Raw genomic sequence first — 23,643 nt, forward strand, 5'->3', positions numbered from 1 at the left:
GGAAGCTGTGAACTTCCAGTCAGCCAGTCTCGAATGCGGAAACCAGTCTGACGTGTAATTCCTGCATACCGAGCGAGCATACCAAACGACCGCCATTCGTCGACAGACGCGCCGCCTTCAGCCAGCCATTTTCCACAGCGGCAGTTTTTCACGTTTGCCTTTCAAATCCCAAAGAGCGATATCCATCGCAAACGATGCGATGCCTCCGCGACCCACATAGTGAATATGCTATTCCATAAAGTCATAGATATCGTCAATCGCAGCGCCTCTTTCCCTGACAGTACCGGGGCAAGATCGTGGTCGAACATCGCTTTAATTGCATACCCTCCCTTTCCGCCGGTATAGGAATATCCGGTGCCAGTTGAACCGTCTTCCAGCGTAATCGTCGTGGTTACCAGTTCGAAATGGCTATTATGCCATGTTTTGCGTCAACTAAGACCTTGGCCAGAGGGGCTTTGAAAGCTTTGTTTCAACGTGCCTAATCTGCGTCTTCATCAATTTTTTCCTGTGTTCAATCAATGGATTAATTTGCCAATTACGTCTAAAGGCGGCTCACTCCTCATCGCTTTAGCAGCGACCCGGATGATCAAAACCGTAACTGATGTTCTTAGGTTAACGTTGATGCTGATAATAAATTGAGTTCATTAATTCACTAGACAAATTATCAGATTTGGTTTGCTGTATTTCGGGTAATTATTGAACCAATCATGCGTGACATATACGCTCGCAGCGGGCGTGCTATTCAATAAGGTATTGTTTTTCATGGTGTTTAATGATTGCAGTTGTGTGGGTGGTATGCCAATTCGTGGCCGATTTTTCTAATCAAAATCACGCTTTTGTGAATCGTAAAATTTATCCTGACAAGCGTATTTTATAACCAATTGATAAATAAATTATTTTTATTCATTGGCTATTAGTCAGCATACCAGGGTGAAGAACCCGGTGCCGTGAGTGTGATCATATTCACGGATTTTGGTATGCTGTTTAAGCAGAATTGGTAAACAAAACAGGAGTGGGAAAAATTCATGGACACCATAGCTCGCCAGTTAGACGCCGCAAGGCACCAATTCAAAACGACTTATTCACGTCAGGGAATGGAAGCCAACATCGTACATATTGGATTTGGCGCCTTTCACCGTGGTCATCAGGCGGTTTATAACGATCTCACGAATGAGATAACCGGCAACCGCTGGGGGATTTTTGAACTGAATCTGTTCGGCGATGCGGAGCTGGTGGATGCGCTAAATGCGCAACAGGGGCTGTTTTCAGTGGTGGAAACGTCAGCCAGCGCCATCAATAGTCGCCTGGTTCGTACCATCACCGGCGCGTTGCATACGCCGAAGTCAGGTATTCAGGCGGCGATCGAGAAGCTGACTGAGCCGCAGGTAAAAATTGTTTCGTTGACGATAACGGAAAAAGGTTACTGCACCGATCCACGGTCCAGAACGCTCGATCTCAGCCATCCGCTCATCAAACACGATCTTGCCGATCCTGAACATCCCCGCTCAGCACTCGGACTGATCGTCGAAGCGCTACGGATACGCCGCCAGCAAGGGCTTCCCCCGTTTAGTGTACTGTCGTGCGATAACATTCCGGAAAACGGTCATTTGACCAAAACGGCGATCGTTACGTTTGCCGATAATCTCGATCCGCAACTGGCGGCCTGGATAGCGAAGCATGTCACCTTTCCTGGCACCATGGTCGATCGCATCGTGCCGGCAATGACGCCAGAGCAATTTGACATGATTAAAGACCAGATCGGTTTTGCCGATCCCTGCGGCATCGTATGCGAGGATTTCCGTCAGTGGGTTATCGAAGATAATTTCGTTGCCGGTCGTCCTGACTGGGATAAAGCAGGGGCGATGTTCGTCTCGGACGTGCTTCCCTATGAAGAAATGAAACTTCGTATGCTGAATGGCAGCCATTCGTTTCTCGCCTATAACGGCAGCCTGGCTGGATATGAGTTTATCTATCAGTGCATGGAAGACGACGCTTTTAAAACCGCCGTACATCATTTAATGACGGAAGAGCAGGCAAAATCGCTGCGCCCGAATTTGGCGGTAGATGTACATCAATATGCGCAGTTGCTCATTGAGCGATTCAGCAACCCGAACATTAAACATAAGACCGGACAGATTGCGATGGACGGTTCTCAGAAGCTGCCTCAGCGGGCCGTCGATCCTTATCTGACGCTTCAGGCGCGCGGCGTTAAGGGCAGGGCGTTAGCGACGCTGATTGCGGGCTGGCTCCATTACGTCATTAATACACTCTCTCAGGGGCAGAGTGTGGCCGACCCGCTCAATGATACCTTCAATGCGGCTATTAAAAATAAAAACACGCGATGGGAACAAGCGCTGTCTTTGCTGCAGATAAATAGCATCTTTGGAACGCTGGCCGGCGACAACGCAGACTTTTTAAACGACATTCAGCAGGCCTTTAACCATATTGAGTTACATGGCGTCACGGCCACCATTCACCGTTTATCTTCAAAGGGTTAAGTATGAAAACGCTTATCTGTAATAATCCGGGAAATATCGAATACATTGAAAGAGATATTCCTCATTTAAAAGACGATGAAGTACTGTTAAAAATTAAAGCGGTTGGTATTTGCGGCACCGATATCCATGCGTTTGCCGGTCGCCAGCCCTTTTTTGCCTATCCGCGCGTGCTGGGTCATGAAATTTGCGGCGTGGCGGAAATATTGGGTAAATCGTGCAGCACGGCGAAGGTCGGCCAACGCTATAGCGTTATTCCCTGTATTCCTTGCGGCGCTTGCGCAGCCTGCCGGGAAGGAAAAACCAACTGCTGTGAGAACGTCTCGCTGTATGGCGTTCACCAGGACGGCGGCTTTAGCGAATATCTGGCCGTTCGTGAACAAAATCTGGTTGAACTGTCGGATAACCTCACCGACAGCGCGGGCGCGCTGGTTGAGTGTTTCGCCATCAGCGCCCACGCAGTACGCCGCGCTGACGTGAAGCCGCAGCAAAACATTGTGGTGGTCGGCGCCGGGCCGATTGGGCTGGCCGCCGCCGCGATAGCAAAAGCCAAAGGCGCTCGCGTCGCGGTAGCTGATATTGACGCCGAACGCCGTCGTCTGGTCGCCGAAAAGGTAGGCGTTGCAACGCTCGATCCGTCGTCAGACGACTATATTGATGTGCTGAAAGCCTGTTTCTCCGGTGAATTAGCCGGCATTGTGCTTGATGCCACCGGCAATAAATCCTCCATGAGCCGCGCTGTTGATCTGATTCTTCACGGCGGAAAAATCGTCTTCATCGGGCTATATATCGGCGAGCTCGTCATTGACGATCCGACCTTCCATAAAAAAGAGACCACGCTATTGAGCAGTCGTAACGCGACGCGGGAAGACTTCGAATGTGTCATTGAGCTAATGGCTCAGGGCGCTATTAGCGAAACAATGATGAAAAACCAGGAATTCGATTTCTATACGTTCGGCAACCAGTACCAGAAGAACGTGGTAGAAAACAAAAAATTGGTTAAAGGCGTTATCAAATTTTAATAGCGGGATAGTTATGTCAACAATATTAGTCAAAGAAAATGAATTGAAAGCGCTGGCGTTTAATAAACTCACCCAGGCGGGCCTTGACGCGCAAACGGCGCAGCAGGTAGCCGACGTTTTGGTTCATGCCGATATTACCGGCGTTCACTCCCACGGCGTTATTCGCGTAGAGCACTATTGTACCCGCCTGAACGCAGGCGGGCTCAATCCAAAAGCAACATTCAGCATCGAACAGATTTCGCCTTCTGTCGCTATTCTGGACTCTGATGATGGAATGGGGCACTGCGCGCTGATAAAGGCGACAGACCACGCTATTAGTCTGGCGAGAGAGACGGGGCTGGGCTTCGTCAGCGTCAAAAATACGTCCCATTGCGGCGCGCTCTCGTGGTTCATTGAGCAGGCGACAAGCCAGGGAATGGTGGCTATCGCCATGACGCAAACGGATACCTGCGTTGCGCCGTATGGCGGCGCGGAGCGCTTTCTGGGGACTAACCCAATCGCCTTCGGCTTCCCCGTTAAAGACAGCCATCCGATGATCGTCGATATGGCGACCAGCGCCATTGCGTTTGGTAAAATTCTGCACGCCAAAGAAACCGGGAAACCAATAGGTCATGGTCTGGCGCTGGATAAAGAGGGACATATCACTACCGATCCGCATAAAATTGAAAATCTGCTGCCCTTTGGCGGACACAAAGGTTCTGGTATTGCCCTGGCGATTGATGCGCTCACGGGCGTCCTGATGGGGGCAAACTTTAGCAACCATATTGTTCGGATGTATGGCGACTATGACAAGATGCGCAAGTTAGCGAGTCTGGTTATCGTTATTGATCCGCAGATGTTGGGCAATCCGCTGTTTTCCTCAATAATGAGCACAATGGTCAATGAGCTAAGGGCTGTAAAACCGATGCCCGGTGTTGATAAAGTGCTGGCGCCAAACGATCCGCAAATCGCCTATAAAGAAAAATGTTTAAAAGAAGGTATTCCTGTGGCTGAAGGTATTTACCAGTACCTGATTGGCTGATAATTATAATCACGACCATTATTTAGGATAACTATAGTATGCTATATGGAAATATAGAGCAGCTTACTTTATTACCTTACGTTAACCACATTATTAAAAAACTTATCATCGAAGCGGTGAAGATAGCTGAAGATCAGCCTGCTGGTAGATATGAACTTTCTTTCCCGGAGTCATTTCTTATGATAAGCGAAGGAGAAACACACTCTTCGTTAAACCGCAAAGCTGAACTTCATAAAAAATATATCGATGTTCAGATTTTACTAAGCGGTTATGAGGAGATTGGCTATTCCAACAAAATTGATACCAGGATAAAGGAGCTTGAGCATCTTCCTGATGACATCATCTTTCCTGAATGTGTCGCTAATGAGCAGTTCGTTACATTAAATCCTGGCGATTTCGCGCTTTTTTATCCCAACCAGATCCACCGTCCGCTTTGTACGCGTGGTAAACCTGCGCCGGTTAAAAAAGCGATTGTGAAAATTCCGGCCACGGCATTTAGCGAGTCAAGCTTGCCCTGTCAGACGAAGGAATAAAGAAAGCGCCAAATGCAATTCAGGAAGAGACCTTCAAGTCATCCTGAATTACAGCCAGAATGAATAAGGTGGCACTTTTCTGACTTCAGAGCCTTTTCGCGTTGAGGCTAATCGCGGAAAGGCTTTTTACGTTCTGTAAAAAGAGGATGCGGGGTCTCCCCGGTAAATAAGTGAAAATGATACAAATCGATTTTGATGTTATTTTTGTTCAATCTGAATAATATGGTCTTTTACACGGAAAGTGATTGGCGAGGTGTTATGAATCATATTTTTAAATTAGCATTTATTTTTATTATCAATATTATATTTTTAATAAATGCTTCAGCAACAACGATGGACAAAGATAAATTTGTGGAAGCGAATGGTATCAAAATTCATTACGTTGAAGAGGGCGAGGGGCCTCCGCTGCTGTTGATTCACGGTGGTGGTCTGACGGCGAAAAGTTGGCAGGGATTAGCGAAAGAGGCATCTCGATATTTTCGCGTCATCATGCCGGACAGTCGTGGACATGGATTAACCAATAACCCGCAAGGAACGTTTAGCTATGATCTGATGACGGAAGATATGGCGGCTTTTGTTAAAGCGCTGAAGCTGGAAAAACCGCTGGTGATGGGTTACAGCGATGGCGGCATGGTCGTTCTGAAGTTAACCAGCCGATACCCGGATCTAGCGCGCGCTGCTATCGTCGGCGGCGCAACGCATCGCTTTGCTACGACCCATTACATGCAGGGGATGGAAATTTTTTATGGTAAAGGAATGCCTTAGGGGCAATTGACGGATCGAGATCTGGATAAAATGGCTTCGGATGCGCCCGGGATGGTTAAATTTTATCAGAACATGCATCATCCAGAGCAAAAAGACTACTGGCGCACGTTTCTCGAAGGTGTCTGGCCAATGTGGACAACGCCCACATCGCTGACGGAAGAAGAGGTGAAAAAAATCCACATTCCTGTGCTATTACTGGACGGCGACCGGGATGAATTTTTCACCGTTGAAGAAGTTACCGAGCTGTACCGGCTGCTGCCTCAGGCGGAGATGACCCTCATTCCCGGTAGCGGTCACGCCATTTTCCAGACGCCGGGGAAAACACCGCTGTTTTACGCATTAGTGCTTGAGTTTTTACAGCGGCAACTCCCTAAGGCCTCTTAACTGACCGCGATGGACGTATGAGCCTACTGATTTGCGCTGGATATATATTTTTTTCGGGCGTTGTCTACTGTACCTGGCTAAACTGACTTCAATAATGCGGTCTGTCAGAGTAAACTTTGAGCCGTAAACAAATTCAAACCCTTCCTCGTCGGGCCTAACGACGCGGGAGGGTTTTTTTATATTGACTAAGAAGAGGTTTTTGCCATGAGCACCTTAGGTCATCAGTACGATAACTCACTGGTTTCTAATGCGTTTGGTTTTTTACGTCTGCCAATGAACTTCCAGCCGTATGACAGCGATGCCGACTGGGTGATCACTGGCGTACCGTTTGATATGGCAACGTCCGGTCGCGCTGGCGGCCGTCATGGCCCGGCGGCGATCCGTCAGGTGTCGACCAACCTCGCCTGGGAACATCACCGTTTCCCGTGGAGTTTTGACATGCGCGAGCGCCTGAACGTCGTGGACTGCGGCGATTTGGTGTATGCGTTTGGCGATGCCCGTGAGATGAGTGAAAAATTACAGGCGCACGCTGAAAAACTGCTGTCTGCAGGCAAGCGTATGCTCTCTTTCGGCGGCGACCACTTCGTCACGCTGCCGCTGCTGCGCGCCCACGCGAAACATTTTGGCAAAATGGCGCTGGTACATTTTGATGCGCATACCGATACCTACGCTAACGGCTGCGAATTCGATCACGGCACGATGTTCTACACCGCGCCGAAAGAAGGCCTGATCGATCCGCATCATTCGGTACAGATCGGTATTCGTACTGAGTTTGACAAAGACAATGGCTTTACCGTGCTGGATGCCTGCCAGGTCAACGATCGCGGCGTGGATGATATTCTCGCTCAGGTGAAACAGATCGTCGGCGATATGCCGGTCTATCTGACCTTTGATATCGACTGTCTGGACCCGGCGTTTGCGCCTGGCACCGGTACGCCGGTGATCGGCGGTTTGACCTCCGATCGCGCCATTAAACTGGTACGCGGTCTGAAAGATCTGAACATTGTCGGTATGGATGTAGTGGAAGTCGCGCCGGCTTACGATCAGTCGGAGATCACCGCTCTGGCGGCCGCGACGCTGGCATTAGAAATGCTCTATATCCAGGCGGCGAAGAAAGGCGAGTAAGTTGTTTTGCCGGATGGCGCTGCGCTTATCCGGCCTACAGCTGATTGATGCTTGTAGGCCGGATAAGGCGTCCACGCCGCCATCCGGCACTGTTCGGGGATTATTTGATCCCGTCCGCGCTCATACGATCGCGCACATGCTGTGCGCGTGCGGCGGACGCCGGGTGATCGTCGAACATCGAGCTTTGACGACCCGCTTCCAGTTTTGCCAGTTTCTCAAAGCTGGTGGCAAGTCCTGCCGGACTGATACCGCGTTTGCGCAACAGATCGTAAGAATAATCATCCGCTTCGGACTCCTGACGCTGGGAGAACTGCGAGTTCACCAGTTTTTCGCCAAGATCGCCAAGCTGTGATTGCGACAGGCTGCCGACAACGCCTCCTGCCGATGCCGCCGCGACGCGCACGGCGTTAGTGCCCAGCGCGACCTGCATCCCTTTCTTTACATGACCCAGCGCGACATGGCCCATTTCATGGCCGATCACGGCTTCAACTTCGTTGTCGGTCATCATATCCATCAGTCCGCTGTAGACGCGAATACAACCGTTCGCCATGGCAAACGCGTTGACGTCTTTCGTCTCGTAAACCTTATAGTTCACCGGCTGGCCGTTAATGTTATCCCCCAGCGCAGCGGCAATTTTTGCCAGTCGTTTAGCGTATTCGCTGCTCGCCGGCGCGATTTTCGCTTTGCTGTCGAGCTCTTGACAGGATTGATCGCTCAACGCTTTTACCTGCGCATCGCTTAACGTATAGGCCTGAAAAGCTTCAGCGCCCGAAGAAAGCAGTCCATTAGAGTCCATATTCTGGCAACCGGTCAGCACCGTCGCCATGCCCAAAGCAAGCAGTAAAGCGCGAATTTTCATTTTTCTCTTCCATACGAATTAATATTATTTTGAAATGCGCTCGTTGCAGATGAATTAGCGCCTGGGTTAAGTATAAAGAAAAGCATGGCAGGCAAGTTAGCTAATTGCGCAACATACGAGCACGATCCAGAGATTTCTGAAGCGGTAAAAGGATGTTCCATGTACATGACGCGCGGCTTGGGGTAAATTGTTGGCAAATTTTCCGGCGTAGCCCAAAACGCGCTGTCGTCAAGTCGTTACGGGCATGGCCTTTCAACATCCGATCTGGAGTCAAAATGTCCTCACGTAAAGAGCTTGCCAATGCTATTCGTGCGCTGAGCATGGACGCAGTACAGAAAGCCAAATCCGGTCACCCGGGTGCCCCGATGGGTATGGCTGACATTGCCGAAGTCCTGTGGCGTGATTTCCTGAACCACAACCCGACCAACCCGTCCTGGGCCGACCGCGACCGCTTCGTGCTGTCCAATGGCCACGGCTCAATGCTGATTTACAGCCTGCTGCACCTCACCGGTTATGACCTGCCGATGTCCGAGCTGCAGAATTTCCGTCAGCTACATTCAAAAACCCCTGGTCACCCGGAAGTGGGCTACACCGCTGGCGTTGAAACCACTACTGGCCCGCTGGGTCAGGGTATTGCCAACGCCGTCGGGATGGCGATTGCCGAGAAAACTCTGGCGGCGCAGTTTAATCGTCCTGGCCACGATATCGTTGACCACTTCACCTACGTCTTTATGGGCGACGGCTGCATGATGGAAGGCATTTCTCACGAAGTGTGCTCTCTGGCTGGTACTCTGAAACTGGGCAAACTGATCGCGTTCTATGATGACAACGGTATCTCTATCGATGGTCATGTTGAAGGCTGGTTCACCGATGACACCGCGAAACGTTTTGAAGCCTACGGCTGGCACGTTATCCGTGGCATTGACGGTCACGATGCCGACGCCATTAAACGCGCCACGGAAGAAGCTCGCGCCGTGACTGACAAACCGTCCCTGCTGATGTGCAAAACCATCATCGGTTTCGGTTCGCCGAACAAACAGGGTACCCACGATTCCCACGGCGCGCCGCTGGGCGACGCGGAAATCGCGCTGACCCGCGAACAGTTGGGCTGGAAATACGCGCCGTTCGAAATCCCGTCTGAAATCTACGCCCAGTGGGATGCGAAAGAAGCCGGCCAGGCGAAAGAATCCGCATGGAATGAGAAATTCGCGGCTTATGAGAAAGCCTTCCCGCAGGAAGCTGCTGAATTCACTCGTCGTATGAAAGGCGACATGCCGGCTGACTTCGATGCGAAAGCGAATGAGTTCATCGCTAAACTGCAGGCGAATCCATCCAAAATCGCCAGCCGTAAAGCGTCCCAGAATGCCATCGAAGCCTTCGGTCCGCTGTTGCCGGAATTCCTCGGCGGCTCCGCTGACCTGGCACCTTCTAACCTGACCCTGTGGTCCGGTTCGAAAGCGATTAACGAAGATGCCGCAGGTAACTACATTCATTACGGTGTGCGCGAATTCGGTATGACCGCTATCGCCAACGGTATCGCCCTGCACGGCGGTTTCCTGCCGTACACCTCCACCTTCCTGATGTTCGTCGAATATGCCCGTAACGCAGTGCGTATGGCAGCGTTGATGAAACAGCGTCAGGTGATGGTCTATACCCACGACTCCATCGGTCTGGGCGAAGATGGCCCGACGCACCAGCCGGTCGAGCAGGTGGCAAGCCTGCGCGTAACGCCGAACATGTCCACATGGCGTCCGTGCGACCAGGTGGAATCCGCGGTGGCGTGGAAATATGGCGTAGAGCGTCAGGATGGCCCAACCGCGCTGATCCTCTCCCGTCAGAACCTGGCGCAGCAGGAACGTACTGAAGAGCAACTGGCGAATATCGCCCGCGGTGGTTACGTACTGAAAGATTGTGCGGGCCAGCCGCAGATTATCTTCATTGCGACCGGTTCAGAGGTTGAGCTGGCGGTTGCCGCTTACGAAAAACTAACTGCCGAAGGCGTGAAGGCGCGCGTGGTTTCCATGCCGTCTACCGACGCATTCGACAAGCAGGATGCGGCTTACCGTGAATCCGTGCTGCCGAAGGACGTCTCTGCGCGTGTAGCGATTGAAGCGGGTATCGCTGACTACTGGTTCAAATACGTCGGCCTGAACGGCGCTATTGTCGGGATGACCACCTTCGGTGAATCCGCCCCGGCAGAGCTGTTGTTTGAAGAGTTTGGCTTCACGGTGGACAACGTGATCGCCAAAGCGAAAGCACTGCTGTAATCCTTAATACGGCATAAAACGGGTCGCTTCGGCGACCCGTTTTTTATTCTCCCTTTGACAACCTGCCGTTTTCCAGCCGTACCACCCGTGAAAAATGACGCCGGGTAAACGCAGCGTCATGGCTAATCGCCACGACGCTGGTTCCCCGTGCCCGGCATGTCGCCAGCCAGTGTTCAAATACGGTTAGCCAGTGGGCGTCAAAATCCCGGCTGGGTTCATCCAGCAATAACACAGGCGGCGCCATCGCCTCCAGACTGGCGACCGCCACCATCCGGCGCGGTGCGGCGTGCAGATCAAGCGGGTGCGCCTCGGCGACGTCCGTTAGCTGGCATAACCGCAGCGCGGCCTGCGTGCGCCGTGAAATTTCCTCTGCCGATAAGCGTTGTAGTTTCAGCCCAAAAGCGACCTCTTGCGCGACATTGCTGTGGAAAATCTGGTTTTCCGCTTCCTGAAAGAGTACGCCGATAGCGGCGGCGCGTTGACGATTTTTAAGCTGCGCAATCGGCTCTCCATTAAGCGTTACCGAGCCGGAAGTGGGGGAAAGCAGGCCGGCCATAATCCGTAACAGTGTTGATTTTCCCGCGCCGTTATCGCCGGTCAACGCCAGCCATTCGCCGTCACGAAGTTCAAGCGAGATAGCGTGCAAACAGTCGGCTGCGGCATCCGGCCAGCGATAAGCGACCTGATTTAACGTCAACATAATGGGGTTAGCGCTCCGTCGCGCAATTGCCATACCCGCTGGCATCGCGTCAGAAAAGGAAAATGGTTACGCTCAAAAAGCACAATGAGAGAATGACGTTCCAGCGCCCACTGTTGTAGCCGTTCCAGCAGCATCCCGGTGGCCGCTGACGTCAGCCGACTGAAGGCTTCATCAAGAACTAATAGCCTGGGCTGCATGGCAAGCGCGCTGGCAATCACTACCCGCTGCGTTTCGCCGCCGGAGAGCGTGCCGGGATGGCGATGGCGTAACGACTGGCAGTTTGTCAGAGTCAGCGCCTCGTCAATGCGCCGTAGAATTTCCGCTTCATGGAGGCCGAGATTCTCCGGGCCAAACGCCACCTCTTCCTCTACGCTAAAGGTACAGCCGGAAAGCTGTAAATAAGGCGATTGCTGCACCAACTGGATGGTGGGCGACTGTTCTACCAGCGGGAGCTGCCCGATAGGGACGCCAAGCAGTAAGCCTGTGCCGTCAATATCACCGGGAAGATAATCCGGATACCAGCCAGCCATCAGTTGCGCCAGCGTACTTTTTCCGCTGCCGTTATCGCCGACTATCGCCACTATTCCGGGTGTTGAATAGTGGAAATCAAAACATGCCGGCGGGCGTGTCGCATCGGACGGAAGATAACGAAACTGCTCTAACGTAACCATATCCACACTCCCGCTTCCGCCAGTATTAGCAGTACCATGCCATACCGCGCAACCCGTTGTAACATGCTATCTTTCGGCGCCCACAGCGTGGTTCGGGCTCGATGCAGCCGAAACCCCCGCATATCCAACGCCGCGCCGCGTATTGTCAGATCGTTAAGCGCATTTTGCGTAAGCGGCACGATCAGCGCAGGCATTGCCCGTAGCCGCTGATACCAGCCTTCATCTAGCGGTACGCCACGCGCGCGCTGGGCTTCATGAACGATCGTCAGTTGTCGTTTGAGCTGTTCGACGACCAGCAGCGGGCCAGCGAACAGGTAAGCGATGCCGGGCGGCAAACGTGAAGCGAACAGGGCGCGAATAAACCGCTGAACCGGCACATACTGCATCCATAGCTGCGACGTCGACACGATCGCCAGCAGGCGTAGCCATAGCGTAACGGCATATATCCAGCGCTGCGGATCGCAAGGCTGCCCGCTTATCCATTCCGTTAGCCAACCGCCATGTACCAGCCATAGCCCAAACCCTAAAGACAGCATCAGCCAGGCGACATACTTCGCCCGCCGCCGCGTTGATTTCAGCGCCAGCAGACAGAGGAAGGCCGCCGCGCTATAAACCGGGAGCACGGTCTGCGCAGGGAGTAGCAGCGTGGTGCAGGCCGCCAACGCCCATAAGGTTAACGAGGTAAACGGATGCATTTAGCGTACGGCTGACATCGCAGGAAAATGCCGTGTCGTACGTAACGGTAGCTGACGCAGCAGCACCCAAACGATGATCGCCGTCAGAATTTTATCGACCAGATTAGCGCCTATGACGGTAATCGCGACTGACTCCACCAGGTTTTGGCCCATTGAATGCATCCAGGCGACGAACAAATCAGCGCCGCTACCGGTAACGCCGCCAAAAAGCGCGGTACGAAGCGGTACGGCGACCAGCGTCACCGCCAACGTAATGACGACCCCGCTGACGATCACTTTGGGCAGGGTACGAAACCAGCCTGCGCGCGCCAGCCACCCGGCGACCAGACCGATAACCATCGCTACCGGGGCAAACGCGGCAGCGATAGGGTCGGTAAGCAGCCCCCACAGCAAGTTGGTCAGAAGCCCAGTCAACATGCCGATGAACGGCCCTAACAGTACCGCGCTAATTAAGGTGCCGATCGAGTCGAGAAAAATAGGCAGCTTCAACATGCTAATAAGCTGTCCGCCAATCATATTGATGGCAATAGCGATGACAATCAGCACCAGAGACTGGCTGGAAAACGGGCGACGCGCCATAAAGTACCTCTTAAAGAGTCGTCAATTAACGGGAAGAAATATGCAGTTCGTCATAACCGGAAATGGCGCACGGTTGACGGCTGAACGTCAGCGCTGGCAGCTCGCCGATAACCAGTTCCAGCGTGGTACGCACGGTACACCCTGGCATCATATGGCCGCCGAGCATGGCCCCGTAGGGATCCGATACCGCGAGATGCAGATGCTCGCCGGTCAATTCAAGCGTGCCGTTTAGCGAGATAACTTCAAACGTGCCGGTGAGCGATGTGGTCGCTTCTTGCCCGGCATAACGCAGCGCAACGTCGGTCAGACTGCCGGTACACCCTGCAATCCAGGCGGCATGTAATTGGTTCTGTTGCACAAAGGCGTGTAATTGGGAAAACACTTCCTGGCCGGGAAGCAGACGAAGCGCGTAAAAGCGCGCTGTAGAGGCATTGTGGTGAGATACAGTCATCGTTACAGGACTCCGAGACTCGGACGTGGCGCTGATAATATAGACGCTGGCGACAGCGCTTTCTGATATAAATCAGTATTTGTGACGCGACGATGAAAAGATCTGACGGATGTACTGGTGATTCTTAAATATGGAATAAATTGCAGCGTAAGCGGCCATGAAATGTGATGCAGGTCAGATAACTGTCTTCTTCGACTGGACAAACATTCCTTTTATTCCCCGTTTCGCTTATTCTAGCTGAAGCGTTTCAGTTAATTAAATGTTCGACAATTAACCAATCAGTCGCAGTTTGCGACAGGTGAGGTTTTACTCGACGATGAGCTGCATTACTCTGTCAGCCTCATCTGAATCGGGATAGCCTTGCAGGAGACCTATGACCGTACGCATAGCGATTAATGGCTTTGGTCGCATCGGACGTAACGTGGTTCGTGCTTTGTATGAATCCGGACGTCGCGCGGAAATTACCGTGGTGGCCATCAACGAGCTGGCGGATGCCGCAGGCATGGCGCATTTGTTGAAATACGATACCAGCCACGGGCGTTTTGCATGGGAGGTTCGCCACGAGCGCGAGCAGCTTTTTGTCGGCGACGACGTCATTCGTATTCTGCATGAACGAACGCTGGCGGATCTGCCGTGGCGCGAACTGGGCGTGGATGTCGTGTTGGATTGTACGGGCGTATATGGCAACCGGGAGCATGGCGAGGCGCATATTGCCGCTGGCGCGAAGAAAGTGCTCTTTTCTCATCCGGGCAGCAACGATCTTGACGCCACCGTCGTTTTTGGCGTGAACCAGAATGAACTGCGTGCGGAACATCGTATTGTCTCAAACGCATCCTGTACCACGAATTGCATAATTCCCGTCATTAAATTGTTGGATGATGCTTACGGCATCGAGTCTGGTACCGTCACGACGATCCACTCCGCGATGAACGATCAGCAGGTGATCGACGCGTATCACTCCGATCTGCGGCGCACGCGCGCGGCCAGCCAGTCGATTATCCCGGTAGATACAAAACTGGCGGCAGGCATTACGCGTATATTCCCGCAGTTTAACGACCGTTTTGAGGCGATTGCCGTGCGCGTTCCAACCATTAATGTGACGGCGATCGATTTAAGCGTAACGGTGAAAAAACCAGTAAAAGCCAGTGAAGTCAACCAGTTGCTGCAAAAAGCAGCACAAGGTGCATTTCATGGTATAGTTGACTATACGGAATCACCGTTGGTCTCGATAGATTTTAACCACGACCCGCACAGCGCCATTGTTGATGGCACGCAAACCCGGGTTAGTGGCGCCCACCTGATCAAGACGCTGGTCTGGTGCGATAATGAATGGGGCTTTGCTAACCGGATGCTCGACACCACGTTAGCGATGGCCGCAGTTGGTTTCAGGCTCGACGCGTCAGCGTCGACAAAACTTTAAGCATCATTGAGAGGATTCACCATGTCTGTAATTAAGATGACCGATCTGGATCTGGCCGGGAAACGCGTTTTTATCCGTGCGGATCTGAACGTACCTGTTAAAGAAGGGAAAGTGACCAGCGACGCGCGTATCCGCGCCTCTCTGCCGACCATCGAACTGGCTCTGAAACAGGGCGCGAAAGTGATGGTAACTTCCCACCTGGGTCGTCCTACCGAAGGCGAGTACAACGAAGAATTCTCTCTGCTGCCGGTTGTTAACTACCTGAAAGACAAACTGTCTAACCCGGTTCGCCTGGTCAAAGATTACCTGGACGGCGTTGACGTGGCCGAAGGTGAGCTGGTGGTTCTGGAAAACGTTCGCTTTAACAAAGGCGAAAAGAAAGACGACGAAGCGCTGTCTAAAAAATACGCCGCCCTGTGTGACGTATTCGTGATGGACGCCTTTGGTACTGCGCACCGCGCGCAGGCTTCTACCCACGGTATCGGCAAATTTGCTGATGTTGCGTGCGCAGGCCCGCTGCTGGCCGCTGAACTGGATGCGCTGGGTAAAGCGCTGAAAGAACCGGCTCGTCCGATGGTGGCTATCGTTGGTGGTTCTAAAGTATCTACCAAACTGACCGTTCTGGATTCCCTGTCTAAAATCGCTGACCAGCTGATTGTCGGCGGCGGTATCGCCAACACCTTCGTTGCCGCTCAGGGCCACAGCGTCGGTAAATCCCTGTACGAAGCTGACCTGGTTGACGAAGCAAAACGTCTGCTGACCACTTGCGATATCCCGGTTCCGACCGATGTTCGCGTTGCCACCGAGTTCTCCGAAACCGCACCGGCGACTCTGAAATCCGTTAACGACGTGAAAGAAGACGAGCAGATCCTGGATATCGGCGATGCTTCCGCTCAGCAGCTGGCTGAAATCCTCAAGAATGCCAAAACCATTCTGTGGAACGGCCCGGTTGGCGTGTTTGAGTTCCCGAACTTCCGTAAAGGGACTGAAATCGTGGCGAATGCCATCGCTGATAGCGAAGCGTTTTCCATCGCTGGCGGCGGCGACACCCTGGCGGCAATCGACCTGTTCGGCATTGCTGACAAAATTTCCTACATTTCTACTGGCGGCGGCGCATTCCTCGAATTCGTGGAAGGTAAAGTTCTGCCAGCCGTAGCGATGCTCGAAGAGCGCGCTAAGAAGTAATCGTTACGGGCAGGGATTCCTGCCCGTTGATTTATCGCCGATCTGACATTCAGGGCGGCCCGTGTTTTTTCCCAAAGCCCGACGATACAGGACAACGAAACATGTCTAAAATTTTTGATTTCGTAAAACCAGGCGTGATCACTGGTGATGACGTACAGAAAGTGTTCCAGGTAGCAAAAGAAAACAATTTTGCTCTGCCGGCAGTTAACTGCGTGGGCACTGATTCCATCAACGCTGTTCTGGAAACCGCTGCAAAAGTTAAAGCACCGGTCATCGTTCAGTTCTCCAACGGCGGCGCGTCCTTCATCGCGGGTAAAGGCGTGAAAACTGACGTACCTCAGGGCGCGGCAATCCTGGGCGCTATCTCTGGCGCGCATCACGTTCACCAGATGGCTGAACACTACGGCGTGCCGGTTATCCTGCACACTGACCACTGCGCGAAGAAACTGCTGCCGTGGATCGACGGTCTGCTGGACGCGGGTGAAAAACACTTCGCGGCTACCGGTAAACCGCTGTTCTCTTCTCACATGATTGACCTGTCTGAAGAGTCTCTGCACGAAAACATCGAAATCTGCTCCAAATACCTGGCGCGCATGTCCAAAATTGGCATGACTCTGGAAATCGAACTGGGTTGCACCGGTGGTGAAGAAGACGGCGTGGACAACAGCCACATGGACGCTTCTGCTCTGTACACCCAGCCGGAAGACGTTGATTACGCGTACACTGAACTGAGCAAAATCAGCCCGCGTTTCACCATTGCCGCTTCCTTCGGTAACGTACACGGCGTTTACAAGCCGGGTAACGTGGTTCTGACCCCGACCATTCTGCGTGATTCTCAGGACTATGTTTCTAAGAAACACAACCTGCCGCACAACAGCCTGAACTTCGTTTTCCACGGCGGTTCCGGTTCTACTGCTCAGGAAATCAAAGACTCCGTAAGCTACGGCGTAGTGAAAATGAACATCGATACCGATACCCAATGGGCAACCTGGGAAGGTGTTCTGAACTACTACAAAGAAAACGAAGCGTATCTGCAAGGTCAGCTGGGCAACCCGAAAGGCGAAGATCAGCCGAACAAGAAATACTATGACCCGCGCGTATGGCTGCGTGCTGGCCAGACTTCGATGATCGCTCGTCTGGAAAAAGCATTTAAAGAACTGAACGCGATTGACGTTCTGTAATATAGTCTGCTGATTGAAATGGCTTCCCTTGGGAAGCCATTTTTTTATCGTTATTTCCGGAGAGCGGCGTTAGTTAGCGCTTTCATCCGGCCAACTCACAATGTACCTGCCTTTTTTGGTTTTGGGATGATGCCGAAAAATGGCATATTCCTCTGTTTTTGTTTACCTTTAAAAAGTTCTTTTCGTGAGAATGATCTCATTTGCTTGTTTTGCTATGACCAAGGAATATTGAATGGAAGATTTGAATGTTGTCGACAGCATAAATGGTGCGGGCACCTGGCTGGTACGCAACCAGGCGTTATTGCTCAGCTATGCTGTGAATATTGTTGCGGCTATCGCTATTATCATCATCGGCTTGATTGTAGCGCGCGTGATTTCCAATACGGTAAATCGTCTGATGCGTGCGCGTCATATTGATGCGACAGTGGCCGACTTTCTTTCTGCGCTGGTGCGCTATGGGGTTATCGCTTTTACGCTGATTGCGGCTCTGGGTCGCGTGGGGGTTCAAACCGCCTCGGTTATTGCCGTACTGGGCGCCGCTGGTTTAGCCGTTGGCCTGGCATTACAGGGATCGCTTTCTAACCTTGCGGCTGGGGTATTGCTGGTTATGTTCCGTCCGTTCCGCGCCGGTGAGTATGTCGATTTAGGCGGCGTTGCCGGTACGGTACTTAACGTGCAAATCTTTTCCACGACAATGCGCGCGGTAGACGGCAAAATTATTGTGATTCCGAATGGCAAAATTATCGCGGGAAATATCATCAACTATTCTCGTGAGCCGGTTCGCCGCAACGAATTCATTATTGGGGTGGCCTACGATTCGGATATCGATCAGGTGAAACAGCTGCTCACGACGATTATCGAGTCCGACGATCGTATTTTAAAAGATCGCGAAATGACGGTGCGTTTGAATGAGCTGGGCGCCTCATCAATTAATTTTGTGGTGCGTGTCTGGAGTAAAAGCAGCGACCTGCAAAATGTCTACTGGGACGTGCTGGAACGTATTAAACGTGAATTCGACGCCGCTGGTATTAGCTTCCCGTACCCGCAGATGGACGTCAATTTTAAACGCGTGAAAGATAACGCCGCGGAGTAATTTTCCTCCCGTGCTGCCTGCCAGTGCTGCGTTTATCCGCCTCCAGTATTCTCTGGTTATTGAGCGGATAAGCGTAGCCGCCATCCGTTATTCAGTCTCTTCATTAGCTTTTCTTATTAGTGATTAAAATTATCAATTTCCGCTAATAATATTCCCGCGCTATAGTCTGCCTTTAAGAAAAACAGCTCAGGGTAGTTAACGTGATATCTTATTATTTTCAAGGGTTTGCCCTTGGCGCCGCCATGATCCTTCCGCTTGGCCCGCAAAATGCGTTTGTGATGAATCAGGGAATCCGTCGCCAGTACCACCTCATGATAGCGCTGCTTTGCGCGTTAAGTGATTTAGTCCTGATTAGCGCCGGTATTTTTGGCGGTAGCGCGTTGCTGATGCAGTCGCCGTGGCTGCTGGCGCTGGTCACATGGGGCGGGGTTGCGTTCTTGTTATGGTACGGTTTAGGCGCGCTGAAAACGGCAATGAGCAGTAATCTGGAGCTGGCCAGCGCCGAGGTTATGAAGCAGGGGCGCTGGAAAATTATTGCTACGATGCTGGCGGTAACGTGGCTGAATCCGCACGTTTATCTGGATACGTTTGTCGTGTTGGGCAGTCTCGGCGGACAACTGGCTATGGAGCCAAAGCGCTGGTTTGCTCTCGGCACGATTAGCGCGTCGTTCTTGTGGTTTTTTGGGTTAGCGCTACTGGCGGCCTGGCTTGCGCCTCGACTGCGTACGGCGAAAGCTCAACGCATTATCAACATTCTGGTAGGGGTGGTGATGTGGCTTATCGCCTTCCAACTGGCGCGGGAAGGCGTCGCGCATATGCACGCGCTTTTCAACTAAGCGTTGTCTGATGGACAACAGGCCGATATCCGCTAAGCTTGCCTGCATGCGCCCTGTATATCAGGGCAATGACTGCAATATGGAGGAGAGACTGTGAAGTTCAAAGTGATGGCCCTGGCGGCATTAGTGGGTTTAAGTGCAATGTCGGCGCAGGCAAGCGAATTGCCGGAAGGCCCGCACATCGTGACTTCCGGTACGGCAAGCGTCGATGCTGTGCCTGATATCGCCACCTTAGCGATTGAAGTGAACGTCGCGGCGAAGGACGCGGCGACGGCGAAGAAGCAGGCCGATGAGCGCGTGGCGCAATATCTTTCCTTCCTTGAGCAAAATCAGATTGCGAAAAAAGACATTAGCGCGGCGAATCTGCGCACGCAGCCGGATTATGATTACCAAAACGGTAAAAGCATTCTGAAAGGGTATCGCGCGGTGCGAACCGTTGAGGTGACGCTGCGTCAGTTAGATAAACTCAATTCGCTGCTGGACGGCGCGCTGAAGGCGGGTCTGAACGAGATTCGTTCGGTATCGCTGGGCGTGGCGCAACCGGACGCCTATAAAGACAAAGCCCGCAAAGCCGCCATTGATGACGCGATTCATCAGGCGCAAGCGCTGGCAGCCGGTTTTAACAGCAAATTGGGGCCGGTTTACAGCGTTCGTTACCATGTCTCTAATTATCAGCCGAGTCCGGTGGTGCGAATGATGAAAGCCGCAGATGCTGCGCCGGTATCCGCGCAGGAAACTTACGAGCAGCCGACCATTCAGTTCGACGATCAGGTCGATGTGGTATTCCAGCTTGAACCTGGAACAGGGCAGACGTCGACCACGGCCGCCAGCACGCAGTAATCTCGCCCGGCCTGGGCGCTTCCAGGCCGCATTTTCTCCCGGTGTTCGCGTTTTTTGCTCCGTATTACGCATTGAAATGAAGATTTGCTAATACGGTGAGCGTTTTGAATCGCCTTGTCGCCAGCAAAAAATAGCCAATGGCGCGTCGTTTTTTGCCGCCTGAACGCAATGATTTTGTGATGAACTTCAAAGAAGTGACGAGGGAATAATGGGTCATGCAGGCCGGATAAGACGTTCACGCCGCCATCCGGCATTCATAGAGAGGCTAATCCTGACGCAGCACCTTGTGCCCGTACTCCAGCAGCGCGTCGGTCACTTTGCGCATCATCCGGCTTTCCGGGGCAAAGCGGTGCCAGTAAAGCATCCGGCGCTGCAGCAAACCAGGCGTTAAGTTGATCAACTCGCCGCTTTCCAGCTCTTTCTCAATCTGCAGGTGAGGGATCATGCAGCAGGTCGTGCCCTGACGCGCAAGCTGTACAAATGCTTCGGATGAATTAACGATATGGCACGGCACGCTGCCGGGCGGTAGATCGAAATTCTGTTGCAAAAAGGCCTGATGCATATCATCCAGATGGTCGAACGCGACGGCGGGCGCTTTCAGCAGCGACGACCGGGTAACGCCATTGGGGAAATAGCGCTCGGCAAACGGCCTTGACGCGACAAACAGATAGTCGAGCGCGCCCAGTTTGTCTACCAGGCAACTGGGCAGCGCCTGATGCTGAATACTCACCGCGCCCACCACCTCGCCGCGCCGCAGACGTTCTTGCGTGCGCGTTTCATCTTCCACCTGTAAATTGAGACGGATAGGGGAGTCCGCCAGCACCGGCGCCAGCGCCGGAAGCAGCCAGGTCGCCAGACTATCGGCGTTAACCGCCAGCGACAGCAGCAGCGGTGTAGAGCCGGTTTGTTCATCGCCCAGCCACTCTTCTTCCAGCAGTTCAACCTGACGCAGCAGAGCCAGTAATTTTTGCCCTTGCTCCGTAGGGCGAGGAGGAACGGTACGCACCAATAAAGGTTGTCCGAACATATTCTCAAGCTGTTTTATGCGCTGTGAGACGGCGGATTGCGTGATGCACAGCTTCTGGGCGGCGCGCTCGAACCCTCGTTCACGTATAACGGCATCCAGCGCCTGTAGTGTTCTGTAGTCCGGACGTTTCATTGTTGTGTCATGCTCCTGTTATTTTTTTCCGCACTATGACATAAATTTGCCGTCGGTACAGATGAAATCCGTAGCCTGTGTACGGACACGGAGATTTTTCCCGACAATGTTCTATAATGCGGCTGTATTTTCACACCACAGGCGAAACGATCTATGACGCAGGATGAACTGAAAAAAGCGGTAGGATGGGCGGCACTTCAGTATGTACAGCCCGGCACCATTGTGGGCGTTGGTACAGGCTCAACGGCCGCACACTTTATTGATGCGCTGGGCACAATGAAAGGCCAGATTGAAGGCGCGGTCTCCAGCTCGGACGCCTCGACTGAAAAACTCAAAGGCCTCGGTATTCACGTGTTTGATCTCAACGAAGTGGATAGCCTGGGTATCTATGTCGATGGCGCGGACGAAATCAACGGTCATATGCAGATGATCAAAGGCGGCGGCGCGGCATTAACCCGTGAGAAAATTATTGCTTCCGTGGCGGAGAAATTTATCTGTATTGCGGATGCCTCTAAGCAGGTGGATATTCTTGGCAAATTCCCGTTGCCGGTCGAAGTGATTCCGATGGCGCGCAGCGCGGTCGCTCGTCAACTGGTGAAGCTGGGCGGGCGTCCGGAGTACCGTCAGAACGTGGTCACGGATAACGGCAACGTGATTCTGGATGTTTATGGTATGGAAATCCTTGATCCCATCGCGCTGGAAAACGCCATTAACGCGATTCCGGGCGTCGTGACCGTGGGGCTGTTCGCCAACCGTGGCGCCGATGTCGCACTGATCGGCACGCCGGACGGGGTGAAAACCATCGTAAAATGATCGCGCCAGGCGTATTTCCTGCCGCGTAAAAAATTCGGTCAGGGCAAATTTGGTGACATGTATCACGTTTAATCGTTTGCCCTGCCGATCCCTCCAAAGAAAAAGTTATTCCCGGTATTTTCATCTGCTATTTCCCGCTGTATGCGATTCCTTCACGACGCTGGCGCAAACGTTCATATTGCCGTGATAATTTTTTTTGATATGTTGAAGGACGGATGCAAATCCACACACAACATCAGATGGCAAAAAAAGACAGGATCGGGGAAATGGCAAAGGTATCGCTGGAGAAAGATAAAATTAAATTTCTGCTGGTTGAAGGGGTGCATCAAAAGGCGCTGGAAAGCCTTCGTGCGGCAGGTTACACCAACATTGAATATCACAAGGGCGCGCTGGACGCTGAACAGTTGAAAGCGTCCATCCGCGATGCCCACTTCATCGGTCTGCGATCCCGTACTCATCTGACAGAAGAAGTGATTAACGCCGCAGAGAAGCTGGTGGCGATTGGCTGTTTTTGCATCGGCACCAACCAGGTGGATTTAAATGCGGCGGCAAAACGCGGTATTCCGGTCTTTAACGCGCCATTCTCGAATACCCGTTCCGTGGCGGAGCTGGTGATTGGCGAGCTGTTGCTGCTGCTGCGCGGCGTGCCGGAAGCGAACGCCAAAGCGCACCGCGGCGTATGGAATAAACTGGCGGCGGGATCGTTCGAAGCGCGCGGTAAAAAGCTTGGCATTATCGGTTACGGCCATATAGGAACGCAGTTGGGCATTCTGGCGGAATCGCTGGGGATGCATGTCTATTTCTATGATATTGAAAATAAACTGCCGCTCGGTAACGCAACTCAGGTGCAGCACCTGTCTGAATTGCTGAATATGAGCGATGTGGTCAGTCTGCACGTACCTGAAAACGCCTCCACCAAAAACATGATGGGCGCAAAAGAGATTGCCCTGATGAAGCCGGGTTCGCTGCTGATTAACGCCGCGCGCGGTACGGTGGTAGATATCCCGGCTTTGTGCGACGCGCTGGCGACGAAACATCTGGCGGGGGCGGCTATCGACGTCTTCCCGACGGAACCGGCCACTAATAGCGATCCGTTTACCTCTCCGCTGTGCGAATTCGATAACGTGATCCTGACGCCGCATATCGGCGGCTCGACGCAGGAGGCGCAAGAAAACATCGGTCTGGAAGTCGCAGGAAAACTGATTAAGTACTCGGATAACGGCTCGACGCTGTCCGCCGTGAACTTCCCGGAAGTGTCGCTGCCGCTGCACGGCGGTCGTCGCTTGATGCACATCCACGAAAACCGCCCAGGCGTATTGACCGCGCTTAACCAGATTTTTGCCGAGCAGGGCGTTAACATTGCCGCGCAGTATCTGCAAACCTCCGCCCGAATGGGGTATGTGGTAATTGATATAGAAGCCGATGGCGATGTGGCGGAGAAAGCGCTGCTGGCGATGAAGGCGATTCCAGGTACCATTCGCGCCCGTCTGCTGTACTAATTTCCTCTAAATGGGCAGGAGATGACCTGCCCATCCTTTCTCTGGTTTCC

The 23,643-nt window shown here is 52.7% G+C and carries 21 protein-coding genes and 1 pseudogene; 15 read left to right on the top strand and 7 right to left on the bottom strand.

What is annotated here, in order from left to right; genetic code table 11:
* The first annotated feature begins 1,025 nt into the window (after positions 1 to 1,025).
* From J1G48_RS03785 to speB, 6 genes and pseudogenes are all read left to right on the top strand, one after another.
* The gene (locus J1G48_RS03785) at positions 1,026 to 2,498 is read left to right on the top strand and encodes a mannitol dehydrogenase family protein (RefSeq protein ID WP_000379526.1); all 1,473 of its coding nucleotides are present in this window, start codon (positions 1,026 to 1,028) and stop codon (positions 2,496 to 2,498) included.
* Positions 2,499 to 2,500: 2 nt separating this feature from the next.
* A complete protein-coding gene (locus J1G48_RS03790) occupies positions 2,501 to 3,517 on the top strand; it encodes a zinc-binding alcohol dehydrogenase family protein (protein WP_000853908.1) in 1,017 nt (338 codons plus the stop codon).
* Between the two features lie 13 nt (positions 3,518 to 3,530).
* Positions 3,531 to 4,538 carry an Ldh family oxidoreductase gene (locus J1G48_RS03795; protein ID WP_000104231.1) on the top strand — a complete coding sequence of 336 codons (1,008 nt, stop codon included), beginning with the start codon at positions 3,531 to 3,533 and terminating at the stop codon, positions 4,536 to 4,538.
* A 38-nt stretch (positions 4,539 to 4,576) separates the two neighbouring features.
* A complete protein-coding gene (locus tag J1G48_RS03800; protein WP_000965537.1) occupies positions 4,577 to 5,071 on the top strand; it encodes a YhcH/YjgK/YiaL family protein in 495 nt (164 codons plus the stop codon).
* A gap of 192 nt (positions 5,072 to 5,263) precedes the next feature.
* Positions 5,264 to 6,220: pseudogene (locus J1G48_RS03805) on the top strand (alpha/beta hydrolase).
* A 204-nt stretch (positions 6,221 to 6,424) separates the two neighbouring features.
* Positions 6,425 to 7,345 carry an agmatinase gene (gene speB / locus J1G48_RS03810; RefSeq protein ID WP_000105553.1) on the top strand — a complete coding sequence of 307 codons (921 nt, stop codon included), beginning with the start codon at positions 6,425 to 6,427 and terminating at the stop codon, positions 7,343 to 7,345.
* A 100-nt stretch (positions 7,346 to 7,445) separates the two neighbouring features.
* On the opposite strand, the gene J1G48_RS03815 is transcribed toward speB, so the two are convergent.
* On the bottom strand, positions 7,446 to 8,204 hold the full coding sequence (locus J1G48_RS03815; protein WP_000701824.1) for a M48 family metallopeptidase: 759 nt from the start codon (positions 8,202 to 8,204) through the stop codon (positions 7,446 to 7,448).
* Positions 8,205 to 8,479: 275 nt separating this feature from the next.
* On the opposite strand from J1G48_RS03815, the gene tkt reads away from it, so the two are divergent.
* Entirely contained in the window at positions 8,480 to 10,471 is a 1,992-nt protein-coding gene (gene tkt / locus J1G48_RS03820; RefSeq protein ID WP_000098652.1) for a transketolase, read from the top strand.
* 43 nt (positions 10,472 to 10,514) lie between these two features.
* Here tkt and J1G48_RS03825 read toward each other — a convergent pair whose 3' ends face one another.
* Genes J1G48_RS03825 through J1G48_RS03845 form a run of 5 tightly spaced genes read right to left on the bottom strand, consistent with a single transcriptional unit; the run spans position 10,515 to position 13,567 of the window.
* A complete protein-coding gene (locus J1G48_RS03825) occupies positions 10,515 to 11,171 on the bottom strand; it encodes an ATP-binding cassette domain-containing protein (RefSeq protein WP_000956921.1) in 657 nt (218 codons plus the stop codon).
* Positions 11,165 to 11,842, bottom strand: a complete 678-nt coding sequence (locus J1G48_RS03830) for an energy-coupling factor ABC transporter ATP-binding protein (RefSeq protein ID WP_001676772.1) — start codon at positions 11,840 to 11,842, stop codon at positions 11,165 to 11,167. Before J1G48_RS03830 ends, J1G48_RS03825 begins: the two co-directional genes overlap by 7 nt.
* Positions 11,830 to 12,537 (bottom strand): energy-coupling factor transporter transmembrane component T, encoded by a 708-nt coding sequence (locus J1G48_RS03835; protein WP_000553259.1) that lies wholly within the window; start codon positions 12,535 to 12,537, stop codon positions 11,830 to 11,832. Before J1G48_RS03835 ends, J1G48_RS03830 begins: the two co-directional genes overlap by 13 nt.
* Positions 12,538 to 13,116: an ECF transporter S component gene (locus J1G48_RS03840; protein WP_000124001.1), complete on the bottom strand. Its 579-nt coding sequence runs from the start codon at positions 13,114 to 13,116 to the stop codon at positions 12,538 to 12,540.
* Between the two features lie 25 nt (positions 13,117 to 13,141).
* Positions 13,142 to 13,567, bottom strand: coding sequence for a PPC domain-containing DNA-binding protein (locus J1G48_RS03845; RefSeq protein WP_000218564.1), 426 nt, complete (start codon positions 13,565 to 13,567; stop codon positions 13,142 to 13,144).
* Between the two features lie 373 nt (positions 13,568 to 13,940).
* On the opposite strand from J1G48_RS03845, the gene epd reads away from it, so the two are divergent.
* The 6 genes from epd (at position 13,941) to J1G48_RS03875 (ending at position 20,122) form a co-directional block, all read left to right on the top strand.
* Entirely contained in the window at positions 13,941 to 14,987 is a 1,047-nt protein-coding gene (gene epd, locus J1G48_RS03850; protein WP_000218333.1) for an erythrose-4-phosphate dehydrogenase, read from the top strand.
* A gap of 21 nt (positions 14,988 to 15,008) precedes the next feature.
* Positions 15,009 to 16,172 (top strand): phosphoglycerate kinase, encoded by a 1,164-nt coding sequence (gene pgk, locus J1G48_RS03855; protein ID WP_000111274.1) that lies wholly within the window; start codon positions 15,009 to 15,011, stop codon positions 16,170 to 16,172.
* 101 nt (positions 16,173 to 16,273) lie between these two features.
* A complete protein-coding gene (fbaA, locus tag J1G48_RS03860) occupies positions 16,274 to 17,353 on the top strand; it encodes a class II fructose-bisphosphate aldolase (protein WP_000034386.1) in 1,080 nt (359 codons plus the stop codon).
* Between the two features lie 232 nt (positions 17,354 to 17,585).
* Positions 17,586 to 18,446, top strand: a complete 861-nt coding sequence (locus tag J1G48_RS03865; protein WP_000389833.1) for a small-conductance mechanosensitive channel MscS — start codon at positions 17,586 to 17,588, stop codon at positions 18,444 to 18,446.
* A gap of 200 nt (positions 18,447 to 18,646) precedes the next feature.
* On the top strand, positions 18,647 to 19,282 hold the full coding sequence (gene argO / locus J1G48_RS03870) for an arginine exporter ArgO (RefSeq protein ID WP_000626870.1): 636 nt from the start codon (positions 18,647 to 18,649) through the stop codon (positions 19,280 to 19,282).
* A 93-nt stretch (positions 19,283 to 19,375) separates the two neighbouring features.
* On the top strand, positions 19,376 to 20,122 hold the full coding sequence (locus J1G48_RS03875) for an oxidative stress defense protein (RefSeq protein WP_000669854.1): 747 nt from the start codon (positions 19,376 to 19,378) through the stop codon (positions 20,120 to 20,122).
* Between the two features lie 265 nt (positions 20,123 to 20,387).
* Here the strand turns inward: J1G48_RS03875 and argP are convergent, their stop codons facing one another.
* Positions 20,388 to 21,281 carry a DNA-binding transcriptional regulator ArgP gene (argP, locus tag J1G48_RS03880; protein WP_000828348.1) on the bottom strand — a complete coding sequence of 298 codons (894 nt, stop codon included), beginning with the start codon at positions 21,279 to 21,281 and terminating at the stop codon, positions 20,388 to 20,390.
* 153 nt (positions 21,282 to 21,434) lie between these two features.
* On the opposite strand from argP, the gene rpiA reads away from it, so the two are divergent.
* Together rpiA and serA are read left to right on the top strand one after the other, a co-directional pair.
* A complete protein-coding gene (gene rpiA / locus J1G48_RS03885; protein WP_000189741.1) occupies positions 21,435 to 22,094 on the top strand; it encodes a ribose-5-phosphate isomerase RpiA in 660 nt (219 codons plus the stop codon).
* 266 nt (positions 22,095 to 22,360) lie between these two features.
* Positions 22,361 to 23,593: a phosphoglycerate dehydrogenase gene (serA, locus tag J1G48_RS03890; protein ID WP_001151627.1), complete on the top strand. Its 1,233-nt coding sequence runs from the start codon at positions 22,361 to 22,363 to the stop codon at positions 23,591 to 23,593.
* Positions 23,594 to 23,643 lie beyond the last annotated feature (50 nt).

The sequence above is a fragment of the Salmonella sp. SAL-020 genome (genome assembly GCF_017372215.1).
GTDB classification, from domain to species: domain Bacteria; phylum Pseudomonadota; class Gammaproteobacteria; order Enterobacterales; family Enterobacteriaceae; genus Salmonella; species Salmonella enterica.